The sequence below is a fragment of the Terriglobales bacterium genome (genome assembly GCA_035764005.1).
Taxonomy (GTDB): domain Bacteria; phylum Acidobacteriota; class Terriglobia; order Terriglobales; family Acidobacteriaceae; genus Gp1-AA112.
On record DASTZZ010000031.1, the window covers coordinates 133092 to 152202 of the forward strand.

The 19111-nt window shown below is 56.2% G+C and carries 19 protein-coding genes; 7 read left to right on the plus strand and 12 right to left on the minus strand.

The features are described from left to right. Positions 1-101 precede the first annotated feature (101 nt). Positions 102-293, minus strand: a complete 192-nt coding sequence (locus tag VFU50_05910) for a hypothetical protein (GenBank protein HEU5232373.1) — start codon at positions 291-293, stop codon at positions 102-104. Then, entirely contained in the window at positions 290-2974 is a 2685-nt protein-coding gene (locus tag VFU50_05915; GenBank protein HEU5232374.1) for a UvrD-helicase domain-containing protein, read from the minus strand. The genes VFU50_05910 and VFU50_05915 overlap by 4 nt, the downstream gene beginning before the upstream one ends. A 171-nt stretch (positions 2975-3145) precedes the next feature. On the opposite strand from VFU50_05915, the gene VFU50_05920 reads away from it, so the two are divergent. After that, the gene (locus VFU50_05920) at positions 3146-3379 is read left to right on the plus strand and encodes a hypothetical protein (protein ID HEU5232375.1); all 234 of its coding nucleotides are present in this window, start codon (positions 3146-3148) and stop codon (positions 3377-3379) included. On the opposite strand, the gene VFU50_05925 is transcribed toward VFU50_05920, so the two are convergent. The 4 genes from VFU50_05925 to VFU50_05940 all read right to left on the minus strand — a co-directional run bounded on the left by VFU50_05925 (position 3376) and on the right by VFU50_05940 (position 7527). Continuing rightward, on the minus strand, positions 3376-4491 hold the full coding sequence (locus VFU50_05925) for a mannose-1-phosphate guanylyltransferase (GenBank protein HEU5232376.1): 1116 nt from the start codon (positions 4489-4491) through the stop codon (positions 3376-3378). The genes VFU50_05920 and VFU50_05925 overlap by 4 nt on opposite strands. A 242-nt stretch (positions 4492-4733) precedes the next feature. Continuing rightward, a complete protein-coding gene (locus VFU50_05930; protein ID HEU5232377.1) occupies positions 4734-5465 on the minus strand; it encodes an alpha/beta family hydrolase in 732 nt (243 codons plus the stop codon). A 236-nt stretch (positions 5466-5701) separates the two neighbouring features. Next, complete coding sequence (locus tag VFU50_05935) at positions 5702-6430, minus strand: acyloxyacyl hydrolase (protein HEU5232378.1); 729 nt, start codon at positions 6428-6430, stop codon at positions 5702-5704. Between the two features lie 116 nt (positions 6431-6546). Then, positions 6547-7527, minus strand: a complete 981-nt coding sequence (locus VFU50_05940) for an EamA family transporter (GenBank protein ID HEU5232379.1) — start codon at positions 7525-7527, stop codon at positions 6547-6549. 254 nt (positions 7528-7781) lie between these two features. Between VFU50_05940 and VFU50_05945 the strand changes: the two genes are divergently transcribed. From VFU50_05945 to galT, 5 genes are all read left to right on the plus strand, one after another. Next, positions 7782-8210 (plus strand): response regulator, encoded by a 429-nt coding sequence (locus VFU50_05945; protein ID HEU5232380.1) that lies wholly within the window; start codon positions 7782-7784, stop codon positions 8208-8210. Positions 8211-8354: 144 nt separating this feature from the next. Beyond that, positions 8355-8501: a hypothetical protein gene (locus tag VFU50_05950; protein ID HEU5232381.1), complete on the plus strand. Its 147-nt coding sequence runs from the start codon at positions 8355-8357 to the stop codon at positions 8499-8501. 90 nt (positions 8502-8591) lie between these two features. Continuing rightward, positions 8592-9956 (plus strand): acetyl ornithine aminotransferase family protein, encoded by a 1365-nt coding sequence (locus tag VFU50_05955; protein HEU5232382.1) that lies wholly within the window; start codon positions 8592-8594, stop codon positions 9954-9956. 122 nt (positions 9957-10078) lie between these two features. Continuing rightward, entirely contained in the window at positions 10079-10537 is a 459-nt protein-coding gene (locus tag VFU50_05960; GenBank protein HEU5232383.1) for a YraN family protein, read from the plus strand. Positions 10538-10569: 32 nt separating this feature from the next. Further along, positions 10570-11598 carry a galactose-1-phosphate uridylyltransferase gene (galT, locus tag VFU50_05965; GenBank protein HEU5232384.1) on the plus strand — a complete coding sequence of 343 codons (1029 nt, stop codon included), beginning with the start codon at positions 10570-10572 and terminating at the stop codon, positions 11596-11598. Between the two features lie 98 nt (positions 11599-11696). Here galT and VFU50_05970 read toward each other — a convergent pair whose 3' ends face one another. Together VFU50_05970 and VFU50_05975 are read right to left on the minus strand one after the other, a co-directional pair. Further along, positions 11697-11849, minus strand: a complete 153-nt coding sequence (locus tag VFU50_05970; protein ID HEU5232385.1) for a hypothetical protein — start codon at positions 11847-11849, stop codon at positions 11697-11699. Between the two features lie 322 nt (positions 11850-12171). Beyond that, positions 12172-14274, minus strand: coding sequence for a molybdopterin-dependent oxidoreductase (locus VFU50_05975; GenBank protein HEU5232386.1), 2103 nt, complete (start codon positions 14272-14274; stop codon positions 12172-12174). Positions 14275-14583: 309 nt separating this feature from the next. Between VFU50_05975 and VFU50_05980 the strand changes: the two genes are divergently transcribed. Next, the gene (locus tag VFU50_05980) at positions 14584-15420 is read left to right on the plus strand and encodes a hypothetical protein (GenBank protein HEU5232387.1); all 837 of its coding nucleotides are present in this window, start codon (positions 14584-14586) and stop codon (positions 15418-15420) included. A 5-nt stretch (positions 15421-15425) separates the two neighbouring features. On the opposite strand, the gene VFU50_05985 is transcribed toward VFU50_05980, so the two are convergent. From VFU50_05985 to VFU50_06000, 4 genes are all read right to left on the minus strand, one after another. Further along, a complete protein-coding gene (locus VFU50_05985; protein HEU5232388.1) occupies positions 15426-16274 on the minus strand; it encodes a type III pantothenate kinase in 849 nt (282 codons plus the stop codon). Between the two features lie 68 nt (positions 16275-16342). Beyond that, complete coding sequence (locus VFU50_05990) at positions 16343-16636, minus strand: hypothetical protein (GenBank protein ID HEU5232389.1); 294 nt, start codon at positions 16634-16636, stop codon at positions 16343-16345. A gap of 182 nt (positions 16637-16818) precedes the next feature. Next, a complete protein-coding gene (locus VFU50_05995) occupies positions 16819-17619 on the minus strand; it encodes a biotin--[acetyl-CoA-carboxylase] ligase (GenBank protein ID HEU5232390.1) in 801 nt (266 codons plus the stop codon). Positions 17620-17636: 17 nt separating this feature from the next. Further along, on the minus strand, positions 17637-18980 hold the full coding sequence (locus VFU50_06000) for an adenylosuccinate synthase (protein ID HEU5232391.1): 1344 nt from the start codon (positions 18978-18980) through the stop codon (positions 17637-17639). Positions 18981-19111 lie beyond the last annotated feature (131 nt).

A 19111-nucleotide genomic window follows, 5' to 3' on the forward strand; every position in this document is an offset into this window, starting at 1 on the left:
TTGAGGTTTCCTGTGGAATTTCGTGGTTTTGCGATTTCGTGATTTGCAAATCGCGAAATCACGAAATCGAAATTGAAAGGGCGCCCGACTCCACGTTGACGTCAGCGCCTCGGCTCTGAGATGAACATCCTCACGATAATGCCGCCGACGATCATCGCCAGGCCGATCCACATCAGTGTCTGAGCAACCTTGTACACGCGCAGTGTGTGCGCGGTGCGTCCCAGAATGAAACCGATGATGGCGATCGCGAGACCGCCCCAGCGCAATAGATTTCTGAGCGATTGTTTGCTCACACTCGTTCAAGCTGCGCGAACTTTTCTACCAGCTTCTTCAGTCCGGCTTGCGGAAATTGTACCGTAATCTTCGCGTCGTCTCCGTCGCCCTCGCGCTTATAGACGGTGCCTTCGCCATACTTCGGATGACGCACGCGCTGTCCGGGGCGGAATCCGCGCTTGCCACTAGCTTCGGGAAGGTCGATCTTCGGACGCGAGAACTTCCTGCCCCGCGAAGCGAAAAACTCGGCGATGTTGTCGATCGATTGATAAGGAGAGCCAGAGGTCGTGCGCTTGGTTGAGTAATTCTTCTCCGGCGACAGCGAGCGCCCGAAGCGCTCTCGGGCACCAGCACTCTGATCTTCATCCTCGTAGCTGTAATGGCGGCTCTCTCCGTACTCCGCCGCGGAAGCGCTGCGACGACTGCTGCCGGAGCTTCCGCCGATCTCTTCCATCAACTGCGGTGGAATCTCTTCGAGAAATCGTGATGGGACGCTTACATCCGGCAGATCGTTTCCGTAGCGGCGGCGAAAGCGCGCGCGACTAAGGACGAGCGTATTCATCGCACGCGTCATGCCGACATAGCAAAGACGGCGTTCTTCTTCGATCTGTTCGGAATTGAGGAACGTTCGCGAACTGGGGAAGAGGCCTTCTTCCATTCCGGCCAAGAAGACGAGCGGGAATTCGAGCCCTTTGGCCGAGTGCAGCGTCATGAGCGTAACCCGCGAGCCCTCTTCGTACTGATCGGTATCGCTGACCAGCGCAGCGTGGTCGAGAAACTCGCCGAGAGTCTCCGCGCGATCGGCAGAGTCGCGTGCCGCGTTCACCAATTCCTGCAGGTTCTCAATCCGGGAAAATGATTCCGGCGAAGCTTCTTCTTCGAGCACCTTCACGTACCCGGTGCGATCGATGAGAAATTTGATCACTTCAGGCAACGTGGCCGCTCCTCCGGGAGCACGAAAGCCCTCGACTCTGGGTGTCTCACCTGTGTCGTTTTCGGTTGACTGAGACTCGCGTTCGGTGCGAACGAGTAGCTCATCAGCTTCTTCGCGGTTCTCTAGGGCGTTGAAAAATGCTGCCTCGTCGCTTTCTGCGAACAACTCGTGCTGCTCGTTTACGCCAAAATCAAAGCTGGTCTCGCTTTCAGCTTGATCTTGCGCTGCCAGCGACACGTCATTGCTTGCCTCAAGCTCAGGCTCCTGCTGATTGCTGACTGCTGATTGCTGAGTGCTCGTATCAACCGCGAGCTTCTCGACGAAGGTTCCTCCCAACATGGCGCGAGCATCATCGATGATCTGCTTGAACTCACTCAAGGCAGTTACCGCGCGCGCAGGCACTAGCTTCTGCTCGATCGCCTGCTCCATCGCGATCCACATACTCACGCCGGTTTCGAGCGATAGCCGTTCGAGTACTTCGAGCGTGCTCTTGCCGATTCCGCGGGCTGGAGTATTCACCACGCGCAGGAACGCAATTGAGTCGTCAGGATTCTGGATGAGCTTGAGGTAAGAGATCATGTCTTTGATCTCGGCTCGCTCATAAAACGAGAAGCCTCCGACGACGTTGTACTTCAGGCCATAGCGGCGCAGGGCTTCTTCGAACAGCCGCGACTGGGAGTTTGTGCGATAGAGGATTGCCGCCTTACGGGGCTCCTCGCCTTCATCTGGCTCTCGCAGATAGCGGGAAATGTAGTCGGCAGCGAACAAGGCTTCGTTCTCGCCGTCTGGAGCTTCGTAGTAATAGATCGGCGTGCCGCCCTGGCGCTCGGTCCAGAGGCGCTTGCCTTTGCGCTGCTTGTTATTGGCGACAACCGCCGATGCGCCCTCGAGGATGTTCTGCGTCGAGCGATAGTTCTGCTCGAGGCGGATGATTTTCACCTCGGGAAAATCCTGCTCGAACTCAAGGATGTTGCGGATATCGGCGCCACGCCACGAGTAGATTGACTGGTCTTCATCGCCGACAACGCAAACGTTGTGATGCTCGCCCGCCAACAGCTTCATCAGCTCGTATTGCGGACGGTTCGTGTCTTGATACTCATCGATCAGCAGGTATTGATAGCGCTGGTTGTAACGATGCCGCACCTCGCCCGAACTCTTCAGCAGGCGTACGGCTTCGAGCAATAGATCGTCGAAATCCAGCGCATTGGCTTTGAGCAGTTCTTTTCGGTAAATCTCGTATACGTGCGCAATGCGTTCCGTGTTGGGATCGGTGGATTTGAGGTAGACCTCCTGCGGATTGAGCATGTGGTTCTTCGCCCAGGAGATTCGGCCCAGAACGTTTCGCGGAGTGAGCTGCTTGTCGTCAATTCCCAGGCGGCGAATCGCGGCCTTGACCAGCGACTGCTGGTCGGCTTCGTCATAAATAGCGAAATCCTTGCTCAGGCCCTGACCGTTAACGCGAAGCGCCTCAATATCCCGCCGCAGCAGGCGGACGCAAAAGGAATGAAAGGTCGAAATCCGCGGCTGAGCGACCGAGACATGCCCGATGAGCCGATTCACGCGCTCGCCCATCTCTGCGGCAGCCTTGTTGGTGAAGGTAACAGCAAGGATCGAATCGGGAGCAACTCCAAGATCGTCAATAAGATGCGCGACGCGGTGGGTGATCACGCGCGTCTTGCCGGAGCCGGCGCCGGCCAGTATCAGGACCGGTCCATTGACCTGCTCGACGCCTTCTCTTTGTTGCGGATTGAGTTTACCGAGATCCAACCCTCACCAGTTTACCGGAGGCGATTCGTCCCGCGAGAGCCGCAATTTACGTGGTTTCCGGCCACAGCAGCCTCGGTTCAGTACCCGCGAACACACGGACGCACACCAAGGTAATGGGAATCCCCTAAGTCATGGTTCCCGCAATACCTTAGTCCGGCGCACAATACGCCCATGCAGATCAAGATGAAAGTGAACGGACGGGAGCTGGGCGCCGGGAGCCTCGACCTGCTAGTTCTCGATCAGGTAAAGCGCAAGATGCAGGAGAAGGTTGCGGGCCTGGTTTGCTCAGAGCACCTGCAGCCGGCGATCCTGCAGGTGAGCGGCGAATCGCTGTCTGCGCTCAAGGTGCAGATTCAGGCTTGCTGCGATCCTATGCGTCACCGCGTCGCCAAGGCGCTTGCCTAAATCAGTTTGGTGAGCTTCTTGTCGGCGAGGTGCTTCACGACCTTACCCACGTCCTGCGAATGCTCGCGCGTAGTGACGAGGATGGCATCTTCGGTCTCCACTACCACGATGTTCTTCACGCCCACTGCGGCGACAAACTTCTTCGGCGCGTAGACGTAATTTCCTTCCGCATTTAGGACGTAGTGATCTTCAGCATCGATAACGTTTGCTCCGGCGCCGTTCTTACCCTGAGCAAGCTGATGCTCGAAAAGCGCAGCCCACGAGCCGAGATCGTTCCAGCCGAAATCTGCGCGCAGGCAGTAGAGGTTCGATGAGTGTTCACCTTTTGCCGATCGCGGTTCCAGCACCGCGTAATCGATGCTGATGTTCTCGCACTTTTCGTACAGATGTTCGAAGATCGATTGGAACTTCGACGTGCCCCACGCTGCGGCGATCTCTTCCAGATATGGCGCGGTCTCGGAAAGATGATCTCGCATAGCATTGACTAGCGTCTTCGCCGACCAGACAAACATGCCGCTGTTCCAGTAATAATTGCCGGCAGTTAGGAATTCTTCTGCGCGCTGCTGATTTGGCTTCTCGGTAAAACGGCGAACACGAAAAAGATCATCGCCCAGCTTCTCGCCCGCTTCGATGTATCCGTATCCCGTTTCGGGACGATTCGGCTTGATGCCCATCACCACCATGTTGTCGCCGGCTTCAGCTAGTTCGATAGCTTCCGAGACGATCTTGCGAAAGAGCTTCTCGTCTTTGATGACGTGGTCGGCGGGAAACATGCCGATCACGGCCTCGGGATCATGGCGATCGAGTAAGAAGGCCGCCAGGCCGATCGCGGGAGCTGTATTGCGCGCCACGGGCTCGGAGACGATTTGCTTGCGCGGAACCTTCTTGAGCTGGCCGCTGATGACTTCAAAGATGTGCGTGTTGGTGATAACCCAGAAATTGTTTTCGTCGGCTAATGGCAGCAGGCGCGCGACCGTTTGCTGGATCATCGATTGGTCGCCGTCGAGGTTCAGGACTTGCTTTGCCATTTTGCGTCGGCTGCGCGGCCAAAATCGCGTGCCGCTGCCTCCAGCGAGGATTACGGGGTAGAAATGTGGGCTTTTGGAGCTCATGAGCAACGTTAATTATGAGCTAAGAAGACGGATTGATGCGCGCGTTACGCGTACGCCAGCGCTAAGCGCGGCTCTTGTTCGTTCTCCTTAGACTGCACGGCTCGCGCGGTGCGCTCCGCGACTCAGAGTCGAGAGCGTCCGCCGCATGACGTCAGTAGTAATTCCTAACCGATCTAGCCAACAGCTGACGTTTCCTAGGGCACCTCCTCGACGTTTCGAACTAGCGGCGTAGGGTTCTGGTTTCAACGATTCCAAATCTCGAACACCTTTGAGGTGATTCTCTCGGCCAGAGTTGCACCATCCAGACGTCCCACATCCGAGTTCTTTTTCGACACCAACTCGTGACCTGTGCCTTCAATCGACAAAAGCATGGTCTGAACAGGGATCAGTTTCAATGCAGACTGGATTTCTTCGCATGTGGCGAAGGGATCTTGACTTCCATGCACGAACAAGCACCGCGTGCGAATTTGAGGAAAGTGCCCCGTACGTAGCTGTTGAGGTTTGTTCGGCGGATGCAGAGGATAGGAGAGCAATAACAATCCATCAGTAACGGAATGTTCTTGCGCCGCAAGCATTGTTGCCATCCTCCCACCATACGACTGGCCGCCGAGAAAAACGCGACCACTCACGATGGTCCGCAATACTTCCACCGCTCGCCGTAATCCCTGCTGATCGACTTCCGCGGTGCGGAGCGGAGGACCGTACGGACGCTGTTGGCGAAAAGGAAGCTCGCAGCGAAGCACAGAGATGCCATTTTGGGATAGATTCTGGGCCATCGCCGCCAGCAACGGTGAATTGCAATTCCCTCCGGCTCCGTGGGTAAGAACCAGACCGTCGCTGCCGCTAGTGGCGCGATGAAGAAAGCCTCGGACACTCGGATAGCCAGCGGCTTGCTCGCAAATTGTTTCGTACTGCTGCATTGCTTCACCTGCATTATTCACGATGAATGTTCCGAAGATCCAAACGTTTGTCATCCGGTGCTTCTTTTGCGCGAAGGATCTCCAGTCGTGCTTCCGACTTATATGCAGTCGCCAGGCTTTTTGAGCCAACAGCCCAGGCGGTCCTGTTGAAGGAGCCACGCCAGGGGCAATTCAGTCCGACGGGTCGCGGGAGATCCTCCGCGCAGAGAATCGCTTCGGGATGACAGGATCACACGGCGTTTAAATTTCTACTGACAGGGTTGTTTGGCGAACGGTGCACGCAGGCAGCTTCACTTGTGAAAGCTACATCCAGCGTAGATGAAATTCGAATCGATTCCCGGATTGAACGGGTTGCCGGTGTTGGCGTTCGAGATGTGGTGAAAGCGATAGCCGATTGTGATCGAATGCGATTCGTTGGTGAAGATTTGTATGGCACCGCGCAGGGAGAATGTGAAATTGAATGAATTTGAATCTGCTACCGGCACATCGCGCGTGAACTTCAGAAATCCGCCATTGATTCCAACCACCGGCTGAAAACGGTGGCGTCGACGAAAATTAAAGTCGAATCCAACAGGTTCCAGACCAATACCGCGTGTGACGCGTCGTCCGGGATGGAAACACGGACTGATATCTGAAGCCGACGGTTCTTGAACAGTTTCCTGGGTAAGTGGGCCGCCACACGTAAAGGTTTGACCCTGAAACGTGCCGATTTGATTGAGGACGATCGTAGGTTGAGAAACCAAGGCGATCGGAACAGTGTCGACGGTGAACTTCCAGGCGACGGAATTGCTTGCGAGAATCACACGACGCCAGCCGAATCCCGCCATGAACAGCCTCCGACCTTCGCTCTTACCGATCCACTGCAGCGAGCTCGGCGAATAACCAGACCAGACCTCATATTCGTTTCCACCTTCATGAAAGGCATCGGTTCGAAAATTCGCGGGCGATGGTGCGCTTTGCGCGGGAGCTAATTCAGCAATCAGGAATATCAGGAAGAAAACAGCCAGACGGCTAACCATGCGCGCTTGTGTGCTGCATTTTCAGAATACTGGGGTGCTGCATCTTCAGAGTACTGGAAAGAGCTGTGAGGCGCATACCTTGAACACGGGTTGTAAACGCAGTGAGTTCAAGATCTTTAATCGGCGGTGGCCTGGCAAACGGAGTTTTGCTCCGTCACATGTGGTTTCGAGCGCAGCTTGGAAGTGGTTACGAGGACAACTGCGCCAATGATGACAATCATTCCGATCACCATGTAGCGATCGATGTGCTCCCCGCGGAAAAGCCATCCGAGAAAAACTGCCACAGCCGGATTCACATATGCATAGGTCGCAACTTTCGGCGTCGGCACATGCTCGAGCAGCCAGATGTATGCGGTGAACCCGACTAGCGAACCAAAAACTACGAGGTACAGAATCGCCAGCCAGCCGGAGAGGGACCAATCGGCATGGCGGAAGTCGCGCAATGAAAACGCCAGCAGGGCGTTCACGATGCCGGAGAAGAGCATCTCCCATCCGGTTGCGGCGAAAGGCCCGATTCCCAAAGTGAAACGGCGGGACAAAACCGACCCTGTCGCCCAACTCAACGATCCGAGCACGAGAACCAGGCAAACGGCGAGATCGCGTTTGCCAATTGCCGTCCCGGTGGTTATGTTCGGCCACAACAGAGCAAGGAGGCCGCCGATCCCCAGCAGCAAGCCCGTCCATCCCAGCCGATTGAGGCGATCTCCGCCGATCAGCATTTCAATAAGCGCGACCCAGATTGGGACGACAGCAACAATCATCGCCGCCAGACCGCTGTTGATGTACTGCTCGGTCCAGGCCAGCACCACGTTCCCGCCAGTCAGCAGAAGCACTCCTACGAGCAGCAGCCGCAGGGCATCGCCCTTCGAGATTGAGACTTTTTTTCCTGTGGCCAGACACCACCCGAGCATCAGCACTCCAGCAATTGGGAAGCGCAGGGCACCGAGCACCGTCGCGGGGAAGTGACGCACGCCGATGGCTATCGCGAGGTAAGTTGATCCCCAAAAGAGGTAAACCAGGCCGAAACTGGTCCCAACCTGCAGGCGGTGCTTGTCTGGCTGCCGAACGTCCGACGGGATTTGGGTCAGCGTAGCCATTTCGTGTCGGGGATTCAGAGATGCTACGAAAGACAGCGCTTGCGCGCCATCCGGATTTCGCCTGTAAAGTGGAACCTGGCCTGGCGGGAGGCTAGTGCAAAAGAACTACTTCCTAATAGAGCGTCCCCGGTTTTCCCCAGCTTCAAAAAACTTTACACAGGAGACGCACAGCAGACCGGGTACATGACCTTTCGGTTTCTTGTGGCGCACGTCCCGCGCGCATATTCTTGCGTCAAAGGTAGTAAGGGGACCAAATGGCCGAGAACCACTTCGTGATTTTGTGCGTCGATGATGAACCTGCCGTTCTCAAGCCGATGGAGATCATGCTGCAGCGGCGGGGGTTCCATGTCGTGTCGGCCAAGGATGGCGCCTCCGCTTTCGAGCTGTTTAAGCAGATCAAGTTCAACGCTGTGATCCTCGACTACGGTTTGCCCGGAATGTCCGGCGGAGAGGTTGCGCGACTCCTGCGCGAGGAGAATCCAGCAATTCCGATCATCCTGCATACCGGCTACAAGGAGATTCACGATCCCCTGCTTGAGCACGTCACCTGCACTCTGCCCAAAGGAAGTCTGGCATTTCTGGTCACGAAGCTGAATGACGTACTCCATTTGCCGCAGACCGCGCCAGAGCAGCCGGAGGAAGTGGCTGACCAGTCGGAAAATGCCTCAGCGAATGTGGCGTAGGAGGGTTGGACTCGGACCGACCCGCGCCCTCGCGCGGGTTTTGCTCGTTGAGTTTCAACACTGCGAGACACTCGGTAAGTGCCAAAGACCCGATCGAGGGCGGTCCTTTCTGTGGTGGGCGAACGGTATAATCGACTTAGAAGCATGCGGAGCGCAACTCACAATTTGGCTCTGATCAGCGTTGGCGTATTTGGCGCTGCGGCGTGCTGGCTGAAGTATCTGGCCGGACCACGTCGATATCTGGCTGTGCTTCCTTCTAAGGTGCGTCCGAATCTCTTCGCCGGCGACTAACCCGGCTCACCTCGCCAGAAATGCGGGCACGCAACTGCCCGCGAGCTGCAACGCACGGACTCCGTGCTCTCTTTCGCGAGGAGAATCCACATGGCCACCGAAACCATGACCCGTCCGGCAGAGACTAAATCTGCTCTGCCCAAAATCACAGGCACTTTGCCCGGCCCGAATGCCAAGCGCATCATCGCTGAGGACAACCGCCTCATCTCGCCCAGCTATACGCGCTCTTATCCGCTAGTGGTAAAGCGCGGACGCGGCGCCATCATCGAGGACGTCGATGGAAACGAGTTTCTCGATTTTTCCGCCGGCATTGCGGTGACTTCCACTGGACATTGCCATCCCGAGGTTGTCGGCGCAATTCAGCGACAGGCGGGCGAGCTGATCCACATGTCCGGCACCGACTTTTACTACGAGTCGATGACGCAGCTTGCCGAGCGGCTGAGCCGCGTGGCTCCGATGAAAGGTCCGCATAAGTTTTACTTCGGGAACTCTGGAACCGAAGCCATCGAGTGCGCGTTGAAGCTGGCGCGCTATCACACCAAGCGTCAGGGCGTGCTCGCTTTTTATGGAGCATTCCACGGCCGCACCATGGGATCACTGTCGCTAACGGCCTCAAAGCCGCAGCAGCGCCGCCGGTTCGCTCCGCTCGTGCCCGGCGTGACTCACGTTCCTTACCCCTACACCTATCGCTTCGGTGAAGGTAACAGCGAGCGCGACTACGGGCTGGCCTGCGCGAAGTTCATCGAAGAGCGCTTGTTCAAGACGACGGTTCCTCCGGAAGAGCTCGCTGCAATTTTCGTTGAGCCTATTCAGGGCGAGGGCGGCTATGTTCCCGCTCCTCGAGAGTTCTTGCGCGAGCTGCGCCGCATCTGCGACGAGCACGGCATAATGCTCGTCGCCGACGAGGTCCAATCAGGCGCCGGCCGCACGGGAAAGTGGTGGGCGATCGAGCACGCTGGAGTCGAGCCTGACGTCGTTTGCATCGCGAAAGGCATTGCGTCAGGAATGCCGCTCGGTATCACGATGACCCGCGCCAACGTGATGGATTGGGTTCCGGGTTCGCACGCGTCGACCTTCGGCGGCAATCCGGTAGCTATCGCCGCCGCGCTCGCCAGCATGGATGTGATCGAACGCCAGGGTCTCTCTAATGCTGCCAAGCTCGGCGACAAGATGAAGCAGCGCATGCTGAGCTGGGTGCCAAACCATCCGATGGTCGGCGATGTCCGCGGCAAGGGACTGATGCTCGCAGTCGAAATCGTGAAGGACAAGCAGAGCAAAACGCCGGTTTCGAAAGAACGCGATCATATTGTGGATCTCGCCTTCGAGAATGGCGTCCTGCTGCTTGGCTGCGGAGAGACCTCGATCCGCTTGTCGCCTCCGCTGATCATCAGTGAGCAGCAGGCCGATTACGCTCTCGATGTACTCGAGAGATGCATCAGCCAGGTGGAGGGCTAGTCGCTTGTCACTCCGAACCGCTGATTCTGCGGTGATGAATCCCTATCCAAATTCCAGGAGTATGGGCTACCGTAGGGATTCCTCACCGCCAAACTCAGGCGGTTCGGAATGACAACCTGCAAATGCTGCTTCGCTTCACCATCCGCGCCCTCGACCGTCTAACCACGCGCCTCGGGCGTGCTCCCGAAATCGCGCCGCACCTCGCCTTCGGAGCGCGCGGCGAAGATGAAGCCTACTTCTATCTGCGAAAGCTTGGCTTCACGATCATTGCCCGCGACTATCGCTCTCCCCGCCGTCCAGGCGATATCGATCTGATTGCGTTTGAGAAGGAAACACTCTGCTTCATCGAGGTCAAGACTCGCGCGAGTCGCAAGTTTTTGCCCGCCGAAGCTGCCGTCGACGAAGAGAAGCGGGCGACGCTCTCTTCGCTCTCCCGCGAGTACCTGCGTCAGTACGCTCACGCGCAGGGCAAACAGCCGCCTCATCGCTTCGACGTAATTAGTGTTTATATCGAAAGTAATGATGATTCCAGCGGTTCTACCGATATCACCCTGTTCAGGAATGCTTTTACCATGTCATAAAATGAGAGTAGCCCGCAGGGAAAGGACCACAGTTGCCCGAGCTTAGGAAGGACCCCGTCAGCGGACGCTGGGTCATTATCGCCACCGATCGAGCGCGCCGGCCGAGCGATTTCACCAGACATACCGTGGTTCTTAAAGGCGGGTTCTGCCCATTCTGTCCGGGCAACGAGAGCAAAACTCCGCCCGAGATCCTCGCTTACCGCAACGGAAGCGAGCGCGACAAGCCGGGCTGGTCGGTCCGCGTGGTTCCGAACAAGTATCCCGCTTTGGGAATTGAGGGCAATCTCGATCGCCGTGCCGACGGAATGTACGACCGCATGAACGGCATCGGCGCCCACGAAGTCATTATCGAAACTCCGAATCACCGGCAGACATTCGCCGACATGCCCGACAAGAGCATCGAAGATGTGCTCTGGGCGTTCCGCGATCGCATCGTCGATCTCAAACGAGATCGACGCTTCAAGTACATCCTGATTTTTAAGAACCATGGTGAAGCAGCGGGCGCGACCCTCGAACATCCGCACTGCCAGTTGATCGCGCTGCCGATTGTCCCCCGCCAGGTCATTGAAGAACTTGAGGGAGCCAGCAAGTATTACGAGTTGAAAGAGCGCTGTATTTTCTGCGATATGGTCCAGCAGGAGAGTTCGGGAGAGGAGCCTCGCTTGGTAGCTGAAAACCGGCGATTCGTGACGATCTCCCCCTATGCTCCTCGATTTCCATTTGAAACCTGCATTCTGCCCAGGAACCATGAGGCGTCATTTGAAAATGCCAGCTCAGCCGACTTTGAGAGCCTGGCGAAGATGATCAAGCTGGTGATTGGCAAAATGGACGCTGTGCTCGAGCGTCCCGCATACAACATGGTGCTGCATACTGCACCACTAATTGCCGGCGAATCGGCCGACTACTACCACTGGCACATCGAACTGATTCCCAAACTGACGAAGGTGGCCGGCTTCGAATGGGGCACCGGGTTTTACATCAATCCCACATCGCCGGAAGAAGCAGCCCGGTACCTGCGGGAAGCAGTAATCGAAACCCCAGAACTGGCAAGCACGCGATAGCAACAGAATCCGGCGGTGCTCCCGTCGGATCTCGTTCAGACACAACTCTCCTGACTGCGTTTCAATTTAGGAATCAGTGGCGAAGATGGAAGTCGGGGCTAGAGTTCGGCGACGCGGGATTTTTCTTCGATCGCCATATCTTTGAACTCACTCGAATCGAAGACTTCTCCGCATTCCTGGCACTCTACAAATTCCGCGTCTTCCTCGCGCGCGACAACACGCACGCGAGGATGCTTGCAGACTTGTTCCATGCTGATTCTCTGAGGAGGAAATTTTGCAGGTGTGGATTGGGTAGCGCTCATACTCCGGGAATTTTCTGTCCGGTTTTGGGAGATTGTAGCCTGACTAGTTGCCATGTCAAGCGTCTATTGGAGACAGGTGATTACGATGAGAGTTGCTAAAAGGTAGGTTGCCGGAGCGCATTATCAGCATTCGCCAGTCGCGCTTTCGGCCAACAGAGTGCCCGGCAGCCTTGGACGGAGAGTCTATCCCGTTCTGGAATAACCGCTTAGCACATCGCGAGTCTCCGGGGTGTCGCCGAATGCCGCTTGCGGAGTACCGAATCCCTAGTTTTCAATCTCCCGCGCGTTCGACTTCGACCAGGCACGAATAGAACGTAGGCCCGCCACCCATGTCGGTAAGCCGTTCAGAAGTAAGGGCGTTGATGCCGATTCCATCCGGCATGAGCTTTGTCCAATTGAGGCGTGTCGCGACCACTCCCGGCTGCACTGCTCCATCGACCAGCGAAGTCAACCGAATTTCACCACGATCATTGAAGATGCGGACAGCGTCGCCTTCCGAGATGCCCCGCAGCTCGGCATCTACCCGGCTCATTTCCAATTTGTTCATTTTGGGCTCGAGTGGCTGGTGCGAACCGAGGTTGCAAAAGGTCGAGTTAAGGAAGTTATCGGCCTTTCGTGCCAGAAGCTCCAGCGGATACCTTGCCGCCTGTTGTGAGTGCCGCGATTCAACCGGAGCCTTAAATTTCCCGACGGGATCGAGGCCGAGCTTCGTCAGATCATCGTTCCAGATTCGCGCCTTACCGTCGGAAGTGGGAAAACCGCCTTCCGCAAATGGGACAAACTCATCAGTCCCGAAATTTAGCCGAATGTGACCTTCGCGCTGCAGTCGCTCGCGCGTGATGCCCTTGAGCCATGGATCAGGACTCTCCAACGCCGCATCGATCATCTGATCAACGGTTTCGCGGAAGCATGGTTCCGTGAAACCCATTCGTTGCGCAAGCTCGCTGAACATTTCGACATTGCACTTCGATTCACCTACGGGCGCTATAGCCTGGTTCGAAATCTGCAGGTAGTAATGCCCATAAGCCTGCTGAATGTCTTTTTGCTCGAAGAAGGTGGTTGCGGGCAGAAGGATATCCGCGTAGTCGGTCGAGTCGGTGAAGAATTGGTCGTGTACGACCGTAAACAGATCCTCGCGCATGAATCCGCGCACCACGTCGTTGTGGTTCGGCGCTATCGCTGCTGGATTCGAGTTGTAAACGAAAACCGCTTTCACGGGTGGATCGCTCAATTTTGTGAGCGCCTGTCCTAACTCCGCCATGTTTACCACTCGTGCGGGACGACCGAGCGGGCTGCTGAGCATCAAATCCGAGCGCTCCAGAACTTCCTTGTTCAGCTTGAATGCGCCGCTACATGAAAGCTGGATGCCTCCGCCTGGGTGCTTCCACGCGCCAGTGATGCAGGGAAGCATGGTGATCAGGCGAATGTTCGTGCCGCCATTTTCACATCGCTGGACACCGTAATTCACGCGAATAGCCGCCGGAGTTGTCGTCGCATACTCGCGCGCGAGCTTTACGATGTCCTCCGCCGAAATGCCTGTCCATTCCGATACGCGATGCGGCGCATACTCCTGAACACGTTTGGTCAGCTCCTCAAAGCCGTTAACGTACTTCTGTACGTAATCTTCGTCGAACAGCTTCTCGGCAATGATCACGTGCATCAGCCCAAGTGCCAGCGCAGAATCCGTTCCAGGATTGATGGGCAGATGCCAGTCAGCACACTGTGCGGTCCGCGTTTTATAAGGATCGATCACGACGAGTTTTGCGCCGTTACGCCGCGCCTCCTCGATGAACGGCCACAGGTGAACATTGTTGCCGTGAATATTCGCGCCCCACGCAATGATGTACTTCGCCCGCCGAAACAGCTCTGTATCAGTTCCGATCTTTCGCCCAAGAACGGAAACTAATGCTTCGCCGCCTGCTGTAGAGCAGATAGTGCGATCGAGCTGCGATGCGCCGAGCCGATGGAAGAACCTGCGGTCCATTGATCCGTAGCTGAGCACCGCTGTAGTGCCGGCATAGGAATAAGGCAGAATCGCCTCAGGTCCGAATTGGGAACTAATTTCGCGGAACCGTCGCGCAATCTCGTCGTAAGCCTTGTCCCAGGAAATTCGTTCAAAGATTTGCCACACGTCCTCACGGTTACGTACGCCGTGCCCCTTCGGCGCGATCCGACGCATGGGGTAGAGCACCCGATCGGGCGAGTACACCCGATCGAGATACTTCGCCACTTTGGCGCACAAAAACCCACGTGTCACCGGATGCGCGGGATCTCCGCGCAATCGTGTTGCACGCCCGAGATCATCAACGGTGATTAGAACTCCGCATGAATCCGGACAATCGTGCGAGCACGCCGCGTGGACTGTTTTGGGCATGATGACAAATTATAAGCACTTAACCAAACTCATTGCGCGGAAGATTTGAACAGAGAGGGCACGGAGATAAAAAAGGAATCCCCAAAAACCCGATTGCCAAAGTCAAACCGCGATAGTCGAGCCTTGCCTCAACAGATCCCCTTCGAGTCCTCCGGGTTGAAATTGCGAAGGCTGCATTTTTGCGACTTCGAGGTGCATGCAGCGTCTAATCCTCAGCAACTTTGCAGGGCTCCCCCACGGCGAATAACAGGTATTACCTCAGTTACTTTCCTTATCCGCTACATTGGGAGACTCTGGAATAGTCTTCTAATGGGTTTGCGCCGTATTATTCCGTCGGTTGCTCCGTTCGCGCTGGCATTTCTGCTCAGCGGCTTTTCCCATGCACAAAGTTCCGCCACGCCGCAAGCTGCTTTTGTCGGACCAAGCGCCGCGCCTGAGTATTCGATTGTTCCCTTGATGCCGCGGCTGACGCCGGATCTCGCTTTGACCACTTACGAGCTCGGGATGCAGCTTCAGACCACCGGCCTGGGCGGCTACACGGCTACGAGTCTCATAGACGCCGAACTGCCTGATTCAACGCAAAAGGCCGAGTTCGAGCTGAAGCAGCACTATGCTGCTCCGGCGGCGCTCGAGTTTTCTCCTCTGCGCTGGTCGGGCGACGCGTTTGTGAAGAGCAACGTGATTGTGCGACTGCTGCAGTCGGAAGTGGATCATGTGCATCGCCGCGAGCAGTCGCAGACAGCCATCAGCTCGGCGAATTACAAGTTCAGCTACAAAGGTTCATCGCTGATTAAGGATGTTCCCGTCTATGTCTATGAAGTAAAGCCGCACAAGAAGCGCGTGGGACTGTTCAAAGGAAAGATCTATCTCGATGCAGCTTCCGGCGAGCTAGTCCGAGCTCAAGGCCGGATCGTAAAATCGCCCTCATTCTTCATCAAAAAGGTCGAATTTATTCAGGATTATGCCCACGTGAATGGCTTCACGCTGCCGCTGCATCTCCATTCAGAAGCGCAGACGCGAATCATCGGCAAAGCCGTGATTGATATCACGAATCGAGACTATCAGACCGAGCCGATGCCGGCGCCTTCACTCGTAGAAGCAAGCGCTGCCGGTTCTCCTTCCGCAGATCCTGGAGTCCAGCAGTAAAGAGTTCAACTCCGCCTCTCACCGGCAGCATGCGTCTTCTTCACCTGGCGCGCGCCAGTATTGCGCTCGTAGATGATGCGCATTCCATCGAGCGTCAACATCTCATCGACCAATCCGATATAGCGCGAACCGGATGCAATCAGAGTGGCGAGTCCTCCGGTTGAGACGATCTTCGGCTTCTTTCCGCCCAATTCATCAATCATATGCTCGATGATTCCATCGGTCAGCCCGATGTATCCGTAGAACAACCCAGATTGAATGTGCGCCACCGTATTTGTCCCAATCACACGCGCAGGACGGCGAATGTCCACTTTGGGCAAACGCGCGGTGCGTACGAAAAGCGCTTCAGCAGAAATTCCTATTCCGGGAGCGATCACTCCGCCAAGATATTCTCCTCGTTCGGAGATCACGTCGAATGTAGTCGCCGTTCCAAAATCGACCACAATGCAAGGTCCGCCATAGCGCTCGAAGGCAGCAACGCCGTTCACAATGCGGTCCGCGCCAACTTCTGCAGGATTATCGACGAGCACAGGCATGCCGGTCTTGACTCCCGGCTCAATGAACAATGGCTTGGCTTGAAAGTAGCGTTCGCTGACCTCTCGCAGAGTGGAATCGAGCGGTGGCACAACCGACGAAACCACGACCGCCTTTACTTCTGCAGCATCGATCTTCTGCATCGCAAACAAATTTCTAAAAAGTACTCCGTATTCATCGGCAGTGTTGGTGCGAATCGTTCCCACACGCCAATGCGCCACCATCTGATCGAATCGCGGAGGCGCACCCGCCTGCTCGTGCCCAGGTCGGTACAAGCCAAGAACGGTATTCGTGTTTCCTACATCAACGACGAGAAGCATGTCAGTCTCTTTAGAAGTTGTTTGCAGTTTAGCTGATTTAGTTCACCAGCGATCTAACTGCTACTCCCCTAATTGCTTCGCTGCGCATTGCGAGAAAGCTGGTGCGAGATCAGGGCGGCCGAGACGCCACACAGAATGGCTGCCGCGCAGACCCGGAACGACGCAGGATGGCGATAACCATAGGGAATAAACGGATGATTTACGGCATAATCACACGCCATCCGCGAATAATCGAAGCTTCCGCCAGAATCGAGGCAGGAATCGACTGTAAGCCACTCGCGCCCATAACGCACGGCCTCACGGATTGCGAGCACACAGCAAAGAAGAGACAGCCCGAGTAGTGAATTCCGCAGTAGCTTCATTGTCGTAACCACAATCTAACTATCGATGTCCTCGTTCTTGGTGCGGGCGAGTTTGAGATTTCTTGATATCGTGCGAGCGAAGCGAAGCCCAAAGCGCCGTAGGCGCGACATATGACCAGCCCAGCACGTGAGTGCTGGGTGGGAGGAGCAGGGATTGAGCCCCGGAGGGGCGGCACTCTCGCTCATCCGTTCAACTCCCGTACGCCGCCAGAAAGCACGGTTCTGGCGCCGGTCTGTGTGCGCACCCGCAGGAAGCCATGGGCATCAAGACCATCTGTCACGCCATCGTATCCGCCACCTTCATCAACATGCACACGCTTGCCGCGGGCGTAGCTTGAGACAGATTCAACTCGCGCAACCAGGGCCCCTCGACCTTCGGGAGCTAAGGTTTTCTTGTATTCGAGTTCGAGGCATCGGAGCAATGCAATGAGTGAGTCGCTACGCGACCAGATCTTCCCCGTTTCGATCTGAATGGATGTGGCAATCTCCGCGATCTCAGGAGGAAACGACGGCTGATTGACGTTCACCCCGATTCCGATCACGGCAAATCGGAGCTGCTCACCCTCGGACGAAATTTCCGTGAGAATCCCGCAAACCTTCTTGCGCCCGATCAGTAGATCGTTAGGCCAACGCAGGTCACATTGAATTCCACAACTCCCAAGAATCGCATCGTGAACAGCCACACCCGCCATCAGCGATAGCCAAAGCGCCTGCGCAGTTTCAATGCGGGGACGCAGAAGCACTGATATCAGAGTCGCTGAGCCCGGCTCCGACTGCCACGAATGTCCGCCTCGGCCTCGCCCGGCGGTCTGCTGGTCGGTGAAGAAGACGTGTCCTTCTTCGAGACCGGCAGCGCCGGCATGCATCGCCAATGTATTGGTTGATCCCGTTTCGGGAATAAAGTGGAGCTTGCCGGAGAAAAGCGATCTGCTGAGAGCGGATTCGAGCTCATCAAGATCGTAATCGCGCGCTGGGATGCTCACGATTACAGATTAACAACTTACGCCCGCAGCGCCGATTTCTCATGCATCTGAAGCACGGCAGCAAACTCGTCCATCATGATCGTTTGGTCCCGATCCGGACCCGTCGAAATCATGCCGATGCGGGCACCGGTCTTCTCCTCCAGGTACTTCATATAGCTCTGCGCCTTTTGCGGAAGCTTCGCGAATTCGCGAATGCCGACAGTCGGCTTTTTCCAGCCAGCTATCTTCTCGTAAATGCACTCGACCTTCTCGAAGGTTCCCGCCGAAGCGGGGATGCGCTTCTCGTGCTTCTTGCCGCCGAATTTGTAGCTGACGCACACTGGAATCTCATCCAGTGTGTCGAGCACGTCGAGTTTGGTGACGACCATCCAATCGATGCCATTAATCGAGGTGGCATACCGAAGCAAAGGAAGATCAACCCAGCCGCAGCGACGAGGCCGACCAGTGACCGCACCGTATTCGTTTCCACGCGCCCGCAAGGTGTCGCCGATCTCGTCTTTGATCTCGGTTGGAAATGGACCTTCACCCACACGGGTGCAATAAGCTTTAGTTACTCCGATCACCGATCGAATCGCGTTGGGCGCAACTCCAGTTCCGGTAACAGCACCGCCGGAAGTTGCGCTTGATGAAGTCACGAATGGATACGTGCCGTGATCGATGTCGAGCATCGTGCCTTGCGCGCCTTCGAACATCACCGACTCGCCTGCAGCAATGGCATCGTTCAGCAATAGCGCAGTGTCCGTCACAAACGGCGCAACCCGCTCGGCTGCCCTTGAGTACTCGTCGTAAATCTTGTCCGGATCCAGTGGATCGGTGTTGAACAATGCATGTGCAATCGTGTTTTTTTCGCGGCAGGCGTTTTCGATGTGCGTGCGCAGCAGCGAGGAATCCAGCAAGTCGATCACGCGCAGACCACCACGCTTCATCTTGTCTTCGTACGCGGGGCCAATGCCGCGCGACGTAGTGCCGATTTTTACTCGTCCGGGAGCGTTCTCGGCAGCAAGTTCGATCATGCGGTGATACGGCAGAATCACGTGTGCCCGATTTGAAACAAACAGCCGTCCGGTAACATCGAGCCCATTTTGCTTAAGACCATCGACTTCCTTCAGGAACGCAATAGGATCGAGCACGACGCCATTGCCGATCACACTGCGGCATCCTTCACGCAGCACGCCGCAGGGAATAAGCTGCAGCACGAATTTCTTTCCGCCGATGATGACGGTGTGTCCGGCATTGTGTCCGCCGGCATAGCGGGCGACGACGCTGAAGTTCTCCGAGAGCACGTCAACGATCTTGCCTTTGCCCTCGTCTCCCCACTGAGCACCGACCACGACGGCTGTATTGCCTTTTTTCAACGAGATACTCCACTGATGCGTTTTGCGAACACACACCCGCTCCTCGCGGGGAGCAAGATCAAATTGAAGTGAGACGCGCGACCGTAAGCGCGAAGGTGTGTGACTGACAATTATACGTCAGCCGGACGAGGTGAGCG

Excerpts from the sequence above, each read along its gene's own strand:
- VFU50_05920 (HEU5232375.1), top strand. The coding sequence starts at position 3,146 with ATGCAGATCAAGATGAAAGTGAACGGACGGGAGCTGGGCGCCGGGAGC.
- VFU50_05925 (HEU5232376.1), bottom strand. The coding sequence starts at position 4,491 with ATGAGCTCCAAAAGCCCACATTTCTACCCCGTAATCCTCGCTGGAGGC.
- VFU50_05930 (HEU5232377.1), bottom strand. The coding sequence starts at position 5,465 with ATGACAAACGTTTGGATCTTCGGAACATTCATCGTGAATAATGCAGGT.
- VFU50_05935 (HEU5232378.1), bottom strand. The coding sequence starts at position 6,430 with ATGGTTAGCCGTCTGGCTGTTTTCTTCCTGATATTCCTGATTGCTGAA.
- VFU50_05940 (HEU5232379.1), bottom strand. The coding sequence starts at position 7,527 with ATGGCTACGCTGACCCAAATCCCGTCGGACGTTCGGCAGCCAGACAAG.
- VFU50_05945 (HEU5232380.1), top strand. The coding sequence starts at position 7,782 with ATGGCCGAGAACCACTTCGTGATTTTGTGCGTCGATGATGAACCTGCC.
- VFU50_05950 (HEU5232381.1), top strand. The coding sequence starts at position 8,355 with ATGCGGAGCGCAACTCACAATTTGGCTCTGATCAGCGTTGGCGTATTT.
- VFU50_05955 (HEU5232382.1), top strand. The coding sequence starts at position 8,592 with ATGGCCACCGAAACCATGACCCGTCCGGCAGAGACTAAATCTGCTCTG.
- VFU50_05960 (HEU5232383.1), top strand. The coding sequence starts at position 10,079 with ATGCTGCTTCGCTTCACCATCCGCGCCCTCGACCGTCTAACCACGCGC.
- VFU50_05970 (HEU5232385.1), bottom strand. The coding sequence starts at position 11,849 with ATGGAACAAGTCTGCAAGCATCCTCGCGTGCGTGTTGTCGCGCGCGAG.
- VFU50_05975 (HEU5232386.1), bottom strand. The coding sequence starts at position 14,274 with ATGCCCAAAACAGTCCACGCGGCGTGCTCGCACGATTGTCCGGATTCA.
- VFU50_05980 (HEU5232387.1), top strand. The coding sequence starts at position 14,584 with ATGGGTTTGCGCCGTATTATTCCGTCGGTTGCTCCGTTCGCGCTGGCA.
- VFU50_05985 (HEU5232388.1), bottom strand. The coding sequence starts at position 16,274 with ATGCTTCTCGTCGTTGATGTAGGAAACACGAATACCGTTCTTGGCTTG.
- VFU50_05990 (HEU5232389.1), bottom strand. The coding sequence starts at position 16,636 with ATGAAGCTACTGCGGAATTCACTACTCGGGCTGTCTCTTCTTTGCTGT.